The organism is Collinsella bouchesdurhonensis (genome assembly GCF_900155365.1).
Classification (GTDB): Bacteria; Actinomycetota; Coriobacteriia; order Coriobacteriales; family Coriobacteriaceae; genus Collinsella; species Collinsella bouchesdurhonensis.
Window position 1 is genome coordinate 268,478 of record NZ_LT699739.1, and the last position, 17,125, is coordinate 285,602.

General features: G+C 53.7%; 17 protein-coding genes and 3 tRNA genes. All 20 read right to left on the reverse strand.

The window, feature by feature from the left end; genetic code table 11:
• Positions 1-5 precede the first annotated feature (5 nt).
• Entirely contained in the window at positions 6-683 is a 678-nt protein-coding gene (gene rpe / locus BQ9843_RS03205; RefSeq protein WP_075843860.1) for a ribulose-phosphate 3-epimerase, read from the reverse strand.
• Between the two features lie 13 nt (positions 684-696).
• Positions 697-1,704, reverse strand: a complete 1,008-nt coding sequence (locus tag BQ9843_RS03210; protein ID WP_040220460.1) for an NAD(P)H-dependent glycerol-3-phosphate dehydrogenase — start codon at positions 1,702-1,704, stop codon at positions 697-699.
• Positions 1,701-2,375: a glycerol-3-phosphate 1-O-acyltransferase PlsY gene (gene plsY / locus BQ9843_RS03215; RefSeq protein WP_230205569.1), complete on the reverse strand. Its 675-nt coding sequence runs from the start codon at positions 2,373-2,375 to the stop codon at positions 1,701-1,703. Before plsY ends, BQ9843_RS03210 begins: the two co-directional genes overlap by 4 nt.
• Before the next feature lie 26 nt (positions 2,376-2,401).
• A complete protein-coding gene (gene der, locus BQ9843_RS03220) occupies positions 2,402-3,745 on the reverse strand; it encodes a ribosome biogenesis GTPase Der (protein ID WP_040220462.1) in 1,344 nt (447 codons plus the stop codon).
• Between the two features lie 28 nt (positions 3,746-3,773).
• Positions 3,774-5,174 carry a DUF512 domain-containing protein gene (locus BQ9843_RS03225; protein ID WP_075843862.1) on the reverse strand — a complete coding sequence of 467 codons (1,401 nt, stop codon included), beginning with the start codon at positions 5,172-5,174 and terminating at the stop codon, positions 3,774-3,776.
• Between the two features lies 1 nt (position 5,175).
• Complete coding sequence (locus BQ9843_RS03230; RefSeq protein ID WP_075843863.1) at positions 5,176-6,024, reverse strand: 4-hydroxy-3-methylbut-2-enyl diphosphate reductase; 849 nt, start codon at positions 6,022-6,024, stop codon at positions 5,176-5,178.
• Positions 6,024-6,752, reverse strand: coding sequence for a lysophospholipid acyltransferase family protein (locus BQ9843_RS03235; protein WP_075843864.1), 729 nt, complete (start codon positions 6,750-6,752; stop codon positions 6,024-6,026). Before BQ9843_RS03235 ends, BQ9843_RS03230 begins: the two co-directional genes overlap by 1 nt.
• 1 nt (position 6,753) lies before the next feature.
• Positions 6,754-7,431 carry a (d)CMP kinase gene (cmk, locus tag BQ9843_RS03240; protein ID WP_075843865.1) on the reverse strand — a complete coding sequence of 226 codons (678 nt, stop codon included), beginning with the start codon at positions 7,429-7,431 and terminating at the stop codon, positions 6,754-6,756.
• Positions 7,432-7,464: 33 nt separating this feature from the next.
• Positions 7,465-8,253, reverse strand: coding sequence for a pseudouridine synthase (locus BQ9843_RS03245; RefSeq protein ID WP_083647897.1), 789 nt, complete (start codon positions 8,251-8,253; stop codon positions 7,465-7,467).
• Positions 8,246-8,953: an SMC-Scp complex subunit ScpB gene (gene scpB, locus BQ9843_RS03250; RefSeq protein WP_075843867.1), complete on the reverse strand. Its 708-nt coding sequence runs from the start codon at positions 8,951-8,953 to the stop codon at positions 8,246-8,248. Before scpB ends, BQ9843_RS03245 begins: the two co-directional genes overlap by 8 nt.
• Positions 8,946-9,761, reverse strand: a complete 816-nt coding sequence (locus tag BQ9843_RS03255) for a segregation and condensation protein A (protein WP_075843868.1) — start codon at positions 9,759-9,761, stop codon at positions 8,946-8,948. The genes scpB and BQ9843_RS03255 overlap by 8 nt, the downstream gene beginning before the upstream one ends.
• 56 nt (positions 9,762-9,817) lie before the next feature.
• Positions 9,818-10,492, reverse strand: a complete 675-nt coding sequence (locus tag BQ9843_RS03260) for a site-2 protease family protein (protein ID WP_075843869.1) — start codon at positions 10,490-10,492, stop codon at positions 9,818-9,820.
• Between the two features lie 11 nt (positions 10,493-10,503).
• Complete coding sequence (locus BQ9843_RS03265; protein ID WP_022387406.1) at positions 10,504-10,800, reverse strand: hypothetical protein; 297 nt, start codon at positions 10,798-10,800, stop codon at positions 10,504-10,506.
• Positions 10,787-12,829, reverse strand: coding sequence for an ABC-F family ATP-binding cassette domain-containing protein (locus BQ9843_RS03270; protein ID WP_075843870.1), 2,043 nt, complete (start codon positions 12,827-12,829; stop codon positions 10,787-10,789). Before BQ9843_RS03270 ends, BQ9843_RS03265 begins: the two co-directional genes overlap by 14 nt.
• 184 nt (positions 12,830-13,013) lie before the next feature.
• Positions 13,014-13,088 (reverse strand) — tRNA-Val (locus tag BQ9843_RS03275).
• A 189-nt stretch (positions 13,089-13,277) separates the two neighbouring features.
• Positions 13,278-13,353: transfer RNA gene (locus tag BQ9843_RS03280), tRNA-Ile, on the reverse strand.
• A gap of 46 nt (positions 13,354-13,399) precedes the next feature.
• Positions 13,400-13,475: transfer RNA gene (locus BQ9843_RS03285), tRNA-Ala, on the reverse strand.
• An 80-nt stretch (positions 13,476-13,555) separates the two neighbouring features.
• The gene (locus BQ9843_RS03290; protein WP_083647899.1) at positions 13,556-14,317 is read right to left on the reverse strand and encodes a Bax inhibitor-1 family protein; all 762 of its coding nucleotides are present in this window, start codon (positions 14,315-14,317) and stop codon (positions 13,556-13,558) included.
• Complete coding sequence (locus BQ9843_RS03295) at positions 14,259-15,977, reverse strand: proline--tRNA ligase (RefSeq protein ID WP_075844109.1); 1,719 nt, start codon at positions 15,975-15,977, stop codon at positions 14,259-14,261. The genes BQ9843_RS03290 and BQ9843_RS03295 overlap by 59 nt, the downstream gene beginning before the upstream one ends.
• Positions 15,978-16,053: 76 nt before the next feature.
• Complete coding sequence (gene ispG, locus BQ9843_RS03300) at positions 16,054-17,118, reverse strand: flavodoxin-dependent (E)-4-hydroxy-3-methylbut-2-enyl-diphosphate synthase (protein ID WP_075843872.1); 1,065 nt, start codon at positions 17,116-17,118, stop codon at positions 16,054-16,056.
• Positions 17,119-17,125 lie beyond the last annotated feature (7 nt).

Genomic DNA, 17,125 nt, shown 5'->3' on the forward strand with positions numbered 1-17,125 from the left:
TATCTCTAGGCGTTTTGTTTCGCGATGCCTCGAGTGCCGGCCTCGCGAAGGTCGAAAACAGCCTGAGCGGGATCATGCGATCCAAAGACGGCGGAGCCAGCAACAAGAACGTTGGCGCCGGCGGCAACGTTCTGTTCGATATTGCCCATGCCAACACCGCCATCGACCTCAATCATTGGGTCGACACCGTGGCGTTTGCACAAGGCAGTGAGCTCGCGAAGCTTGGCATACGTTGCCTCAATATACTTTTGACCGCCGAATCCGGGATTCACGCTCATAAGCAGAACCATATCAAGATCATCGATGATGCTCTCGAGAAGGCAAACAGGTGTTGCGGGATTCAAAACAACGCCGGCTTGAACGCCCTTGTCATGGAGGCGCGATACGATTCGATGCAAGTGCGTCGCAGCCTCGTAGTGAACCGTAATGAGGTCGGCGCCGGCGTCGGCATACCAGTCAATGGATTCTTCGGGATTCGAGACCATCATGTGCACGTCGAGCGGCACGTTGCTTACGCGCTTGGCAACACGTACGACCTCGGGTCCAAAGGTAAGATTTGGAGTAAAGTGGCCATCCATGACATCGATATGAATGAAATCGGCGTTTGAGATTTTCTCCAAATCCCCCGCAAGATTGCCAAGGTCGGCGGAGAGAATTGAAGGCGAGATTTTAACGTTGCGCATTGTTGCACCTTTTCTATTCGATGATTCCGTAGAACTCTTCAGTGGGAACGCGATCGACGAGATTGGTCAGGACCTCCTGCATGCTTTGTCCATGCCAAAGGGCATCATTGAGGGCAAACGTAAGCGGAGCGTCGACACCGAGGGTGTGGGCGAGTTCGGTTGCACTTTTTGCTGCGTGAGCGCCCTCGACGACCATATGCGTTTGGTTTTGATACTGCTCCAGGCTGGTGCCTTGGGAGAAAGCATGGCCAAAGGAACGGTTTCGCGAATGTGGCGATGTGCAAGTTGCTACAAGGTCGCCCATTCCGGCAAGACCCATACAGGTAAGGGCCTCGCCGCCGCGGGCATGAACAAGACGGCTGATCTCGGCCAGTCCGCGGGTCATGATAAGCGCGAGGGTGTTGTCGCCGAATCCAGCACCCGAGGCAATACCGCACACAATGGCGATGATGTTCTTAACCGCTCCGCACATCTCAACGCCAATAACGTCTCCGGAAAGGTAGATTCGGAATTCTGGTGCTAAAAGGATCCCTTTAAAAAAACTGGCGACGTCGTTGTCTTCGGCGGCGATAACGGCGGCAGAAAGCTGCCCTTGGCATACCTCTTCTGCGTGGTTGGGGCCAGAGAGTGCTGCAATGCGCTCTGGGTGCCCGCATTCGTCGCCGATGACCTCATTCATAAGCAGGCCGGTTGTCGACTCGATTCCCTTGGTGAGACAAAGGATCGGTGTGGTTTCGCAGATATAAGGAGCCGCTTGATTCGCGATTTCACGAAGGTGCGTGGAGGGCACGGCAAAAATAATGCCGTCGGCACATTCAAGTGCTTTCACGATATCGGTTGTAGCGCTAACGTTTTTGGGAAGTTCGTAATGAGTGAGGTAACGAGGATTGACCCCTTGTTCGTTGATGCCCCGAGCGCATTCTTCGCTATGTGACCACATGATGACGTCGTTGCCATTAAACGCTGCTCGACCAGCAATCGCGGTTCCCCAGGAGCCGGAGCCGATCAGGGTGATTTTCATGATGCATCATCCATTTTCGAAACGCGCTTTGTAAAGGAAAGCTTTGATTCTTTTCCAGCCAGTAGTTTTTTGATATTGCTTCGATGAGCCCATACAACGATGACGCCCATGACAGCCATCAATAGCTTACAGGGAATAGAGGAATAAGGGAATGCGATGCTCACCGTAACGGGAACCAACGCCGCAGTTGCTATGGAACCAACCGAGACAAATTTTGTAATCGCTACGAGAACGATAAAGATGCCAAGGTGAATAAGTGCGAGTGGCCAATACCATCCAAAGAGGACACCGACACCCACGGCAATACCCTTGCCCCCGTGAAAATGAAGGTAAGGAGAAAAAACGTGTCCACACAGGCAGGTGAGGGCAACAAGAGCCAGCACCCAATCGGCCGGAGCGCCGGGAGCGAGCATGGCGACGTTGCCCTCAAAGGCTACATGTGCAATGACGATACGAGAGACGCAGACTCCTAGCACGCCTTTGAGCATATCGAAAAGCAGCGTTGCGGCGGCTACTTTAGGTCCTGCAACGCGAAGTGCGTTCGTAGTGCCGATGTTGCCCGATCCGGCATTTCGGATATCGCCGTTGCCGGATAGCTTGCCGATGATCAGACCAAAGGGGATGCCACAGACAAGAAAGGACATGACAACGCAAACAAGGGTGATTGGCAAGCAAGACTCCAAAGAAAAGCTTTGCATTACTTATCTTCCTTCCCCATCTCTTTTTGATCCTTCTTGCGGAATCGCAAACGAATGGGAGTACCCTTGAAATCAAAGGTCGCGCGCATACGGTTCTCAATATAGCGGCGATAGCTATCGTTGATCAGATCGGTGTGGTTGACGAAGAACGTAAAGGCGGGCGGATTGGTTCCTGTTTGAGTTACGTAGTGCATGCGCAGGCGACGCTTGCCGTCGACAATGGTGTGGCCGAACTCACGCATATCGGTCAAGAGCTGATTGAGCTTAGAAGTCGAGATGCGTGCCGAACGATTTTGTGCGGCAGAATCGACAAGAGCCCAGATCTTTTCGACCGAGCGGCCAGTGAGGGCAGAGATTCGCAGGTAATTTGCCCATTTTGCCATACCCATGCGACGTTCGACCGTCTCCATCATCTGTTCGCGCGCATGGTCGTCGGGCAAAAGGTCCCATTTGTTGAGCAGGACAACGATGGCGCAGCCGCGCTCGATGGCGAGATTGGCGACCTTCTGGTCCTGCTCGGTCATACCGGTGGAAGAGTCGATAACGAGCAGGGCGACATCGGCACGGTCGATTGCGCGAAGCCCGCGGACCATCGAGTAGTATTCGATATTCTCGTACACGGTGCTCTTTTTACGAATGCCAGCAGTGTCTACAAGACGATACTTCTTGTCTCCGCGCTCGATGACGGTATCGATGGCATCGCGCGTGGTGCCGGCGACGTTGGACACAATGGAGCGATCGGAACCAAGAATCTTGTTGAACAAGGAGGACTTGCCGGCATTGGGCCTACCGATGATGGCGACGGAGAGAATGCCGTCATCGATCTTTTCTTCCTCATACGATTCGGGAAGCAGCGCGACGACATCATCGAGAAGGTCGCCTGTTCCATGGCCGTGCAGAGCGGAAACCGCGATGGGGTCACCTACGCCCAGCGAATAGAACTCCCAGAGTCGCTCCTGTTCGCGATCGGGATTGTCGAGCTTGTTGACGAGCAAGAAGGTGGGCTTCTTTGCGCGCTTGATCATGCGCGCAACGCTCTCGTCTTCTTCGGTAACGCCGACGGAGCCATCGACAACGAAGAGGATGACGTCGGCTTCTTCTGCGGCGGCAAGAGCTTGGTCGCGAATCGAGGCAGAGAAGATATCCTCGCTTTTCATGGGCTCGATGCCGCCTGTGTCTACGAGCGTGAACTCATGACCGGACCAATCGGCGTCGTAATAGGAGCGGTCTCGTGTAACGCCACGGCTTTCGTGGACGATGGCGTCAGAGGTTTGGGCGATGCGATTGACGAGGGTGGATTTACCGACATTCGGACGACCGACGACCGCAACGATGGGCTTCATATGTATCTCCTTGCAGACGGGACCTGGATTAAAGGTCGAGTGCTTTGTTAAGTGCTTGCAGCAGGTCTTTCGGCATCGTGGAGACGACGAAAACCTGTGCTCCCCGCGATTCGAGCTCGCGGGTTAACTGGTCTTGATGATACTCGTCAAGCGTCATGGCATCAGCGTTGAACATGACGCTAGGCATAAAGAACAGAACGTTTGAGAGATCGTCTGGGGTCTGCTCAAGTAGGTCTTGAGCGCAAATAAGGCCGGTGACATCGACATTGCCCCCAAAATAGCGATTCTCGATGCCCAAAACCTTACCGCCTAGGGGGCTTTTTTCGACAAACCGGGAAACTACGTTGCGTGCAGCCGTTCCAGAAGCAACCATCACGGTGGCGCCTGCGTCATCCAGGGCATGGCGAATTGCACGAAGACGCTCGGAATCGCACGCGAGTATCTGGTCGGTATCGTCTAGATAGCTACGTATCATGCCAATACCGTCGTAGTATTGCGGATAGCCGTCGTAGAAGTCAGCTGCAGGTGGGTCTATCCTTGCATCAAGATAAAACTCGTCCGACATTTGAAAGGTGTGGCGCCCAAAACGTTCAAAGGCTCTATCCTGATACGGCCTTACCATCTCGATAACATCGCGCGCAGATACGGGATCGTCGGAATACGAGGTGGTAAAGCGATTTTGATGCTTGGTGAACCCAAGGGGGACGATTCCCAAACTCGTTATTTGCTCATGTTCCTCGCAATAGCGAAGCGTGCGCGCGAGCTCTTCCCCATCGTTGAGCCCGGGACATAAAACGATCTGAGCGTGAATCTCGATGCCTGCATCCATGAGCGATTCGAGGACCTCGATGCCGCGTCCGGCGTTTTTGCCCATGAGTTTGCGGCGCACGTCGGGGTCTATAGCATGAATGGAGACGTTCATGGGACTCATGTCATGCTCGATAACGTTTTGCACGTCTTCATCGCTCATATTGGTGAGCGTGACAAAATTGCCTTGGAGGAAGCTCAGACGGTAATCGTCGTCGCGAATGTAGAGTGTATCGCGCCCTCCTTTGGGAAGCATTGTCATGAAACAAAAGACGCAGGCATTTACGCATGTGCGCATTTCGTCAAAGATCGGCCCATCAAACTGCAAGCCCCAGTCCTCGCCCGGGAATCGTTCGAGCTCAACGGGGGTGAGGGACCCATCGCTTGGATCGAAGACTTCGAGGGCCACAGTCTCTTCGTCCGACTCCCAAAGCCAGACGATCATATCGGTAAGCGGCTTGCCATTGACGGATATGACGCGCATTCCCGGCTCAATCCCCACGTCGTAGGCCGGAGAATCCTCGCGCACAGTAGTTACCAGTGCGCCCTGTCCGGGCTGCGGATCGCGTGAGCGTCCGTAGTTTGCAACCGTATGGGCATAATCTGTAATGGTTTGATCCATGTTAGGAAGTAATCTGCTTTAAGGTTGATAGAACATCGTCAATTTGTCCTTGTGGAGTTGAAGCGCCCGCGGTGATGCCGATATTGCTAGCGCAAGCGACCCATTTTGGGTCGATTTCCCGAGCGTCTTCTATGTGGTAGGTGCAGGGGCACACGTCGTGACATATCTGGAACAAACGTCGCGTGTTGCCCGAATTGCGCCCACCTATGACAAGCATGAGATCACATGTGGCTGCAAGAGCGCGCGCTGCCTCCTGGCGTTCGTTCGTCGCGCTGCAGATGGTATCGAAAACGCGAACCTCGCGAGCGCGAAGGAGCAAGGCGTCAACTACCTCGCGAAGATTTTTACTGGTCTGCGTAGTCTGTACGACAACCCCCACACGCGAGGAGATATCAAGGAATTCAACCTCTTGGGCGGAACTGACAATGCAAGCCTTGCCATCGGTGCAGCCAAGAATTCCTTCGACTTCGGGATGACCTGCCTCGCCCACGATGACAACTTGGTAACCACCCCTATAAAGCGATCGCGCATGGTCTTGCACGCGCTTAACAAAGGGGCACGTGGCGTCGACAACGTGCAGTCCTGCGTCTTTGGCGGCTTGCTTGACTTGAGGCGCAACTCCGTGCGCGCGGATAATCAAGGTTCCATCTTTAACTTCGTCAACCGAGTGGGCAACATGTGCACCTTGCTGCTCAAGATCTTGGACAACGCGTGGATTGTGAATCAGTTCACCGAGAGTGTGAATTGAGCCATCTTGCTCGGCGAGAACCTTAGAGGCTTCTTCGAGCGCGCGCTTCACTCCAAAGCAAACGCCTGCATGCTGTGCAACTCGAATCGAGGGCGAGGTCATTATTTCCTCCCGGGATGCTCGGCTTGAAGCTCATCTCGAAGCGCGTACATACGATTCACGGCCTCGTTTTCGATCCAAGTGCTTTTTTCTTTGCGTTTGAGATCGTTGGGAGCATCATCAAAGCTTAGCTTTTCTCCCGCCTTCATCCAGCACTTGAGCGGCTTCGTAATCTTTGAGCCTTTGGGAGTCAAATCCCTGAATCCGCATACAGCCATCGGGGAGATTGTTGCCTTGCCCATGCTTGCAATGATGGCAAAGCCACCGTGTACAACCACCGGTTGATCATCGGTTCGAATGCGTGTTCCCTCGGGGAAAATCAAGATGTCTTCACCGCGTTGCAAGGCGTGCTGGGCATAGCGAAGAGACTTGAGGTCGGCGGTGCCGCGTGCAACGGGAATGCCCCCCACACGCGAAAAGGCCCATTTAACGATTTTGGTCTTGTTGAACTCGGATTTAAAAATGGGGCGTACGCGATGGCCTTTTGCCCAAATATGGGCAACGATGGCAATAACCTCCGCCATGGAGGTGTGATTGCAAATGATCACGGTACCGCGTTCGCTATTGGAATCGAAGAGCTTGTCGGCGTCCTCAAAGTCCCAACGCCACATAATCTTGGAAAAGGCAAACAAGATCGCAAGAACTATGCTGTACATTGCCCTGAGTCCCACGGGGTACTCGCGCATTCCATGGCCGTAATAGTCCTCGTAGGTTGACGTAAAGTGATGCATATTAGCTCACCTGCTTAACGAGTGCGCAAATCTTATCGCACACGGCTTCGATGCTCTGGGATGAAGAGTCGATGTGGTAGGCATCGTCGGCGGCACGCAAGGGTGCAACCGCACGATGAGAGTCGAGGTCATCGCGACGCTCGATATCGGCGAGGGTTTTTTCGACAAGTGCGTCGATTTCTGTTTGATCGAGCTGAGTGTCCCCAAGACGCTGGAGTACGCGACGACGAGCGCGCTCGCGCGGGTCGGCGGTCAAAAAGACCTTGACCTCCGCTTGCGGGAACACGACGGTGCCGATATCGCGACCCTCTGCGACAACGTTGCGGGTTGCGGCAAAATGGCGCTGGCATCGAAGAAGCGCCTTTCGCACATCCGGATAGGCTGAAACTTTGGAAACGATACGATCGGTCTCTGGAGTGCGGATTTCGCGAGAAACGTCTTTACCATCGGCGAAGACATGCTGCATGCCATCGATGGTATCGAATGTGATGGTCAGATCGTTTGCACAGGCGGTCACCGCCTTTTCGTCATCGAGGTCGATTCCAGAAGAAGCGCAGACAAACGCAACGGTACGATACATTGCTCCCGTATCGAGCTTATCGAACTTCAATCGATCGGCGATGAGGTTGGCGATGGTCGATTTGCCCGATCCGGCGGGTCCGTCGATTGCGATAATCATGATAGTTTCCAAGAGGCCTTTCTATCAGGTTGGTTAGTGTTTTGCAGCATGTAGAAGAAGGTCGATTTCGTCGTGGTCGAGCAGCCTCCAAGAGCCGCGGTCGACACGATTGAGGCTGAGCGGCCCAAAGGTCGAGCGATGGAGTTTGATCACCGGGTGATGAATTGCAGAAAGCATACGCTTGACTTGGTTCTTTCGTCCTTCGTGGATAATTACCTCAACGGCGGTCGTATAAGATGGAATGCCCGCGGGCGCCACCTCTATCGCCTCTCGCTGCGAAAGAATCCGGCAGATAGCGGGCTGACATGGTCCGTCGTCTAGCGTGATTCCGTGTCTGAGTGGTTCAAGCTCTGTATCGCGAAGGATACCGTCGACTAACGCTATATAGGTTTTGTCGACATGATGAGAAGGATGCAAAAGCGCTTGGCCCAAATCCCCATCGGTCGTGAAGAGGAGAAATCCGGTTGTGTCCTTATCGAGCCTTCCTACGGGATACAGACTGGGATAGCGATCGGTGGGAACGAGGTCTGCAATGCATGGGCGACCCTGGGGGTCGCTCATGGTCGTAACATAGCCCGAAGGCTTATTGAGCACGAGGTACGTAGCGCCAACAATAAGCGACACGGGGCGACCGTCGACCTCCACTCGATCGACAAGAGGGTCGATTTTAGTGCCCATTTCTGTTTTCACTTCTCCGTTGACGGTAACTCTGCCAGCAGTCATCAGGCCTTCGGAACCGCGACGGCTTGCTACGCCCGCGCGCGCCAGAAAACGCTGCAGGCGCATGGGGACAAGGCGTTCATCTTCTGTAAGGCTACGCATCGTCAACCTCATCCGTCGTGTTCTCGGTCATTAAGCCGTCAGCATTGTCTTCTTCCAGATCGATGAGTTCGCGTTCTTCTTCAAGATCATCGTCGGTCTCCTCGAGCGTCGACTGGATAGATCTTCCGGAGAGACGCTCGCGAATAAACTGGCGCGACTGCTCATCGGGTGCAAACTGCTCAAGATCTGGAAGGTCTTTTGTGCTGCGCAGGCCAAATTTCTCAAGAAACGCGCTGGTGGTTCCATAGATAATCGCTTGACCATGTTGGGGGTCACGCCCAAGCTCTCGAACAAGACCCTTATCGACAAGGGAGGATATAACGCCATCGGAGTTGACGCCGCGAATGCCCTTGACCATCTCGCGCGTCACGGGCTGGTGGTAGGCAATGACGGCAAGCGTTTCCAATGCAGCTTGTGAAAGGCGCTGTGTGTCCCAGGAAAGGACAAGCGCCTCGACTTGCTCATGGAATGCAGGATGGGTGAACAGGCGCCATCCGCCGGCAACCTCGCGCAGCTGGATGCCACGGTTTTTTTCCTGGTATTCAACTTGAAGCTCGGCAAGAAGCGACGCGCACTCCCCCGGCGTGATGGAAAGGATTGAAGCGAGTGCCGGTGCGCTCACGGGATCGCTCGATACAAGCAGCATAGCCTCGAGGGCGCCTTTTAATGAAGATGAATCAAGTGCTTCTAGTTCATTCATCGTTCTCCCCCTCTTCAATCGTCAGCGCATCTCCCGGATGGTATGCGGGGGCGCCTTCAACGCGATCGATTTCAATCGTTCCAAATAGTTCATCTTGCTTCAGGGTGACTGAACCCCGTTTTGCAAGTTCGAGGACAGCAAGAAAGGTGGCCACAAGCTGTTCGGGTGTCGCGTCACCATCGAGAAGTTCTTGGAATGTGGTGTGCTCTTTCGATATGGTTACGCGATCAACAGAGGCGACGGTGAGCTCGAGTGGAATACGGTGAGGCGCCACGTGCTCTGCTTCGAGAAGAAAAGTCTCCCTGCGTCCATCAAGGTCGGCGCAGATAACCGCCAGTCCACGCAGCGTGATGCCAGAGAGGTAGTCGGGCATCAGGTTGAGGAATTCTGGATCAGGACCCGCAACTCGAGGATGCATGCGGCTTTCCGCTTCCATACGTGCCCCAAGCGCCGCTGCTGCGCTTTTAAACTGCTTATAGGCAATGAGGCGTGCAATGAGGACCTTGCGCAGGGCATCGCCGTCGAGATTCGCGTACTCCCCCATCTCTTCTTCATCGAGCACCGGGGCAGAATCCGAATCATCTGGAACAAGAGAAGCGGCTTTGATGTCGAGAAGTGTTGCCGCTACGAGCAAAAAATCACTCGCGACATCGAGGTCGAGCGCTTCGAGTCGGTCGACCTCTGCTAGGTACTGGTTGGTCACTTCGGTGATCGAAATGGAGCCGATATCGACTTTTTGCCGGCTTACCAGCTGAAGAAGAAGGTCGAAAGGCCCTGAGTAGACCTGCGTTGAAACGCGATATGACACAAAGCCTCCCTATCCTGTTGGCAACCTTACAACGTGCTTAAAGAACTATTAGTCTACTATATCGCGCTCACCATAAATGAAGTGAGTCCTTGCGCCAAAGGATAGACAGTAATGTCAAAGTACATGCCAATGATGTCAATGTGCAGCACGGTGGGAAGAAGATAGAGGATAACCAGCAAGATTGGCATCGCATATTGTTGGATGCGGTAGTACTCCCGTAGGGCTTTTCCTTTTAAAAAGGGAACTAGAATCGAGGACCCGTCCAGCGGGGGTAGGGGGATTAGGTTAAAGAAGGCCAACGATAGGTTGACAACGATAAAGGTCATAAAGAAAGAGAATAGGGAGTACAGAAGGCTCATGGGGGCCTGCCCGGCGAGCAGGGGTAGTAAAACGTACCCGATGAGTGCTGCTGCAAGGGCTAGCAGCGCATTTGAAAGTGGTCCGGCAAGCGCCACGAGCAGTTCGTCGCGCTTGGGATGCTTGAGGTTATTCAAATAAACGGGAACAGGCTTTGCAAATGCGAAAACAGGTCCTCCGGCGGCAAGCATAAGCAGCGGCAGGAGGACGGTACCAAAAGGATCGATGTGGGCAAGGGGATTTAATGAGACTCTACCTCGCGAACGAGCCGTTTTATCGCCGAGCACATACGCGGCAAGTGCATGCGCGCTTTCGTGTATCACGATACCGACAATGAGAGCAACGGCATCGATGAGCAGGGTTTGGATATTCATTCCAATCCGTTCTAGCGAAGTTTAAAGATTGCACGCTGTAAAGCGTAGTCGATAAGGAAGAGCAAGGCCGCACTCAGGGCAAAATCGAAACGGAACACCCCGCCAAATGGAGAGGGTATCAATCCATACCCCGCGATGAGGGAAGGCAGCGCATTGGAGATATCCAGGATGAATCCGGTTAGATGAAGACGAGCAACCAGGCTGGGAAAACACAGCATAATCGCCAGGATGCACAGGGCTATGGCACAAAGACGTGCTATCCAGCTTAAGATGGTGCAGGCAATCGCTCCGGCTCTATGCGCGTCCACGCGAGGTCTCCTCTTCGATGGTGGTGGAAAGCTCCAGCCACTCATCCTCGAGTGCCGGAATATCTTTTTTCAGTCCGTTATATTCCATGAGAGCCGTATTAAATTTCTCTTGATCGGCATATAGTTCTTCGGAAGCCATCAGTTCCATCAACTCATCATAGCGAGCGCGATGAGACTCCAGCTGCTTTTCGACGGTTGCAAGCCGGGTTTTGGTCTTCTTGAGGCGCCGATTGAGCTCTATTCTCGCTTCGGCTTCGGCTCGACGTTGCTCCTTAGTCTTTTTTCCACCCTCACGTGCGGGCGCGGTGCTTGCACTCGGCACATGGGAGCGGCGAAGCGTTCGTCCTACGACGGAGTCTGCGTGGGCGGCAGGCGTGGGGGTGTTGCTTGAAGCGGAAGCAGCCCGTTGAGCCAATTCATCGCGTTTATACAGGTAGTAATCATAATCACCATCGTAGACGGTCATTTTTCCATCGCGAATGTCAATGATGCGAGTCGCGACGGCACGCACAAGGTGCTCGTCGTGGCTGATGAGCACGATGGTACCCGGAAAACGCTTGAGTGCATTTTCGAGCATATCGACGGAGTCGATGTCGAGATGGTTTGTAGGTTCGTCGAGACACAGAAGCGCCTCGGGCGCAACGAGCATCTTTGCGAGCGCAAGGCGTGCTTTCTCGCCTCCAGAAAGCACGCGGACCTTCTTTTCGATTGCATCGTTATCGCTAAAGAGGAAGGCGCCGAGCAGGCTGCGCTGCTGCGGTACGGTCCATTTTGGGGTGACGGTGTCGATTTCTTGGAGGACCGAATTGTTTTCGTTCATCCCCTCGAGGGCATGCTGGGCGTAATACGCAATGCCGACGTTTGTGCCCAGGTCGCGCGTTCCGCTCGAAAGAGGCTCAATCCCTGCAAGCATTTTCATCAACGTAGACTTGCCCGCGCCGTTAGGACCCACGAGCGCCACATGGTCGCCGCGATAAAGCTTAACGTCGAGGTTTTCGTAGATAGTTTTGTCCTCATAGGACTTCGAGGCGTTTTCGAGCGAGACGACCATATCTCCCGAACGCGGTGGATCGGGAAATTTGAAGTCGATGTGTTTGTGGCCTTCAGGCAAAATGACGAGTTCGCTTTTGATCTGCTCGATCTTCCTGATGCGCTCCTGAGCCTGAGCTGCTTTGGTGGGTTTATATCGAAATTTATCGACGAAGACCTGCATATGGGCGATATCGCGCTCTTGAGCGGCACGCTTTGCACGCATCTGCTCAAGGTTGTCCTCGCGCTGCTTGAGGTAAGAGCTGTAATTGCCGGTATACGTGGTAATACGACGGTTCTCGAGGGCAGCAACGTGGTCGACGCAAGCATCCATGAATGCGCGGTCGTGGCTTACGATGAGGACCGCACCTTCATAGCTGGAGATAAAGCCGCGAAGCCATTGAACGCTTTCGAGGTCAAGGTGGTTTGTAGGCTCGTCGAGCAAGAGAAGATCGGGATGGCGGAGAAAAAGCTTAGCGAGTGCGATGCGCATTTGCCAGCCGCCGGAAAACTCGGAGCATGCCCTTGTAAAATCTTCAGGGTGAAAACCGAGTCCCGAAAGAATCTTCTTCGCATTGCTTTCAAGCTCGTAGCCGCCAAGATGTTCAAAACGATCCTGAACGCGACCGTATTCGTCTAGAAGTGAGGAGACATCCTCCCCTTTCTCGGAAAGCTCGGCAATCATGCCCTGCAATTCCTGGGCGCGCTCCCCCATCTTGCGAATCTCTTGAGCAGAAGCAACGACTTCTTGAATGATGGAGGTATCGGAGGCTAGATTCGTTTCCTGCTCCAGATAGCCTACTTGGGTGTCCTTGGCGAACTGGATTGTGCCCCCGTCACAAGAATCAATACCCATGATTATCTTGAGCAGCGTTGTTTTACCGGCACCATTGGGCCCTACGAGCGCATAGCGTTCCCCTGCATTGATTTGAAACGAAGCGCCGTTGAGCAAAACGCGCGCACCAAAGCTTTTTTCGATTTTATCGGCAAGCAGAATCATGAAGCCTCGCTGAATGACGTCGTAGAAATTAGTTTGAGAGCACGTCCGATTTTGAATCTAGAAAACGAAATGTATCGTGCTTGAGCCGTCAGAATCATAGCACATGGGTCAATTGGGTCTAATTATGCGCATATCAGGCGCAAAAGAAAAAGGCCAGGACGTATGTCCTAGCCTTAGATTGCGATGGTGGGCGATACAAGATTCGAACTTGTGACCCCATCCGTGTGAAGGATATGCTCTACCCCTGAGCCAATCGCCCGTGTGCTTTTCAGCGAAATTGATAATACCATGACAGCTCGCTTTGTCCAACACTTTTTTAAAAACTTTGGATCCGGTTGACTCATTTAGGCGAGATATCGTGCCACGTATCGCTGTGCCCAGTGGGGCATAGCGGGATGGCCCTTCTTTATGCAAAAGGCCAGACACATGGTCTGGCCTGCTGTTTTCCTGGTGGGCCCTCCGGGATTCGAACCCAGAACCCAGGGATTATGAGTCCCCTGCGCTAACCGTTGCGCCAAGAGCCCGTATAGCAAAACAGCCTTTGGTTTCCCAAAGGCTGTAAAGTGCAAGTGGTGGAGACGAGGGGAATCGAACCCCTGACCTCTTGACTGCCAGTCAAGCGCTCTCCCAGCTGAGCTACGCCCCCAATCGGTGCGGAAATAACTATACGAGAACCGAGACAATGATGCAAGAAAAACTTTTAACCATTTTCGAATTATCTAGCATCTAATTGTTCGATCGATTGATGATGCTCAGGATACGCAGGAAGACATTCATGATGTCGACAAATAGGTTGCTTGCCATAAGTACGGCATTTGGGACTGTGGGCGGCACTTGCGTGGCACAGTACGTGTCCCACCCGATAAAGCAGGCAAAAAGTGCCACAATGACGTAATCAGTTGCGGTCTGGTCGATTCCCATAAACATCAAAACGATCTCGACCAGGACTACAGCCAGAAGAGCTCCACAAAGAACTCCCGAGATCTTTGCGAAGAAGCGCGGGAAGAGAACGCCGAGTGCTCCGAAAATGACGGTAATGGCCGCTGTTGCCGTGAAAGCGGTGTTGATCGCGGGCAAATCGGCTGCCATAACCCCAATCGAGGAAATAAATCCAAACGTCGTAATGAAGAGAATAAAGCCACCGAGCGACATAGGAACACTTTGCCGACTCTGTGCCACACTCATCAAAATCAAGCCACCAATCGTGCCAAGGAAAGTGATGCCCATGACCGAAAAGGCATGCGAGCTCAAATACATGAGAAAATGAATGTCGCGGGTGATATAGCAGCCCGCTCCCATGACGCAAAAACCAATGAAGATCAAGGCAGCGATGATGAAATTGTATAAGCGTATGGAGATGGGCTTGCCCTCCATGGCGCTGTTTTGAATAGGTGAAATACCGTCAAATTCGTTCATGTCTAGCTCCAGACTAAGAGAGCGCCTGCTTTGCCTCGCGAACGCGCGCTGCCACAATTGTGGCGGCTTCATCGATAGAAATATCCTCGCGCTCCCCCGTTGCACGATCTTTTAGCTCGAAGGTGCCGTTCTTAAGGCCACGCTTGCCAATAACGATCTGATACGGGAAGCCCATGAGGTCGTTGTCGGCAAATTTGAACCCGGGACGCTCATCGCGATCGTCGACAACGACGTCCAGGCCGGCGTCGAGCAGCTCTTGAACGAGCCTGTCGGTTGCTTTGGCGCAATCCTCTTTCTTGGGATCGAGAGGGATAACGGAAACCTCATAGGGGGCAACAGAGACAGGCCAGATAATGCCGTTCTCATCATTGTGCTGCTCGACAATGGCCGCAAGCGTGCGGGAAACGCCTACGCCGTAGCAACCCATGATGAGCGGCTTTTCCTTTCCGTCCTCGTCCATAAAGGTGGCACCCATAGCCTCGGAATACTTGGTTCCAAGTTGGAACACCTGAGAAACCTCGATACCGCGAGCGGCAGAGAGGGGCTTTCCGCAATGCGGACATGGGTCGCCAGCGAGAACGGTAACAAGGTCTGCCCACTCGTCCACCTTGAAGTCACGGTCGGGACATGCACCCGTAAAGTGGTAATCAACCTCATTGGCGCCACAAGCCCAGCTCTTGGATTCTTTAAGGCTGGAATCGCAGACGAGCTTGATGCCCGCGGGGAGATGTACCGGACCGATAAAGCCCTTGAAAAGACCAAATTTCTCGAGTTCCTCATCGGTCATCATGCGATAGCCCTTGCCAAAGACATGCTCGGCTTTGCATTCATTGAGCTCATGGTCACCGGGGACGATTGCGACGACGGGCTTGCCTTCAGAGTCAATAAGAGCAAGAGATTTACGCGTGCCGTTTTTGGGGAAGCCAAAGAACTCGGCAACAGCTTCGATAGTTCCGAGGCCCGGGGTCTCGACCTTCTCGAGCGTTCCGTTGCCAGGGCCCTCTGTGACAGAGACCTTGGTGCTTGCCGCTTCATCATCGGCAGCAAATCCGCAGTCATCGCAGTAGACGAGACTTGCCTCGCCCGCATCGGCGAGTGCCATGAATTCGACCGAGGTGTCACCGCCAATTTCTCCCGAGTCGGCAACGACGGGAAGGGCGTGGACGCCGCAGCGTACGCAGATGTTGGCGTACGCCTCCTTCATCTTGTCGTATTCTTCTTGCAGGCTTTCTTGCGTTGCGGAGAAGGAATAGGCATCCTTCATGATGAATTCGCGTCCGCGCATAAGGCCATAGCGGGGGCGGAACTCATCGCGGAATTTATCTTGAATGTGATAGAGGTTGACGGGAAGCTGCTTATAGCTGCGCAGCTCGTTGCGGACAAGCGCAGTGATCGTCTCCTCGTGCGTGGGTCCAAGGACGAACTCACGGCCGTGACGGTCATCAAAGCGCACGAGCTCCTTTCCGTAAGCGTCAATTCGACCACTTTCACGCCAGAACTCAGCGTCGACCATGATAGGCATCATGAGCTCCTGAGCATCATGGCTGTCCATCTCGTCGCGAACGATGTCCTCGATTTTACGAATAGCTCGCCAGGCAAGGGGAAGATAGGTGTAAAGACCGGCTGCTTCCTTGCGAATCATGCCGGCACGAAGAAGCAGACGATGGCTTGCAAGCTCGGCCTCCGCAGGGTCTTCCTTGAGCGTAGGTGCGTAAAGCCTGGACATTTTCATCGCGCGCTTAGTGGTGGCCACGGGAACTCCTCAAACTAATAGGTTAAGTTAACAACTAATCATACCGCACAGGGTATTACAGCTTAGAGATTTCATTCAATAGTTCATCGACGATGGCATCTTCGGGAATTTTGCGGATAATCTCGCCCTGCTTGAACAAAAGGGCGCATCCTTTGCCGCACGCCACACCCACGTCGGCATCGCTGGCTTCGCCCGGCCCGTTGACGGCGCATCCCATGACCGCCACCGAAACGGGTTTTGCACAGGAAGACAAGCGACGTTCGACCTCGCTTGCGATGTCGATGAGATTGACCTGGCAGCGAGCACAGGTGGGACACGAAATCATCTCGGGACCACGGCGGCGCAAACCAAGGGCCGAAAGGATACCCCATGCGACAGGAACCTCCTCAATGGGATCTGCTGTAAGGGAGACGCGCATGGTGTCGCCTATGCCTTCGGCAAGTAGAGTGCCTAGCGCAATGGAACTTTTAATAGTTCCCTGACGTATGCCGCCTGCCTCCGTTACTCCTAGATGAAGGGGGATCTGAGGCAGTTCGTGCGACAGCTTGCGATAGGTATCTATCGTTGTGTTCACGCTGTGGGCCTTAGCGGAGAGAACGATGTTTTCGAATCCACGCGATTCAAAATGCTCGACGAATCGCATCGCCGAGGAGACCAGTTTTTCGCTTTGTGTAAGGTCGGTACGCTCCAAAAGATCCTTTTCGATAGAACCGGCATTTACGCCGATACGAATCGCCGCGCCCATCGATCCCGCTTTGTCGATAATTGCATCGACTTTCTCCCAGGAACCGATATTGCCGGGATTGATTCGCAGTTTTGCAGCGCCCGCATCGAGCGCCCCAAAGGCAAGGCGATAATCAAAATGAATGTCGGCCACGATTGGAACGGGACTCTCTCTACAGATATCGCGAAAGCTCCCCAGCGCCTCTTTGGTTGGGACCGAAACGCGCACTACATCGCACCCCGCCTCGGCGAGTTTAGTGACTTGTTCCAGGGTGGCACCCAAGTCAACCGTAGGGGTACAGGTCATGGATTGAACAACGACGGGCGCTCCCCCGCCTATGGTGACGTTGCCTACGTGCACAGGGCGCGTCAAGTTGCGTGGAATAGAATCAGCCATATGTGCT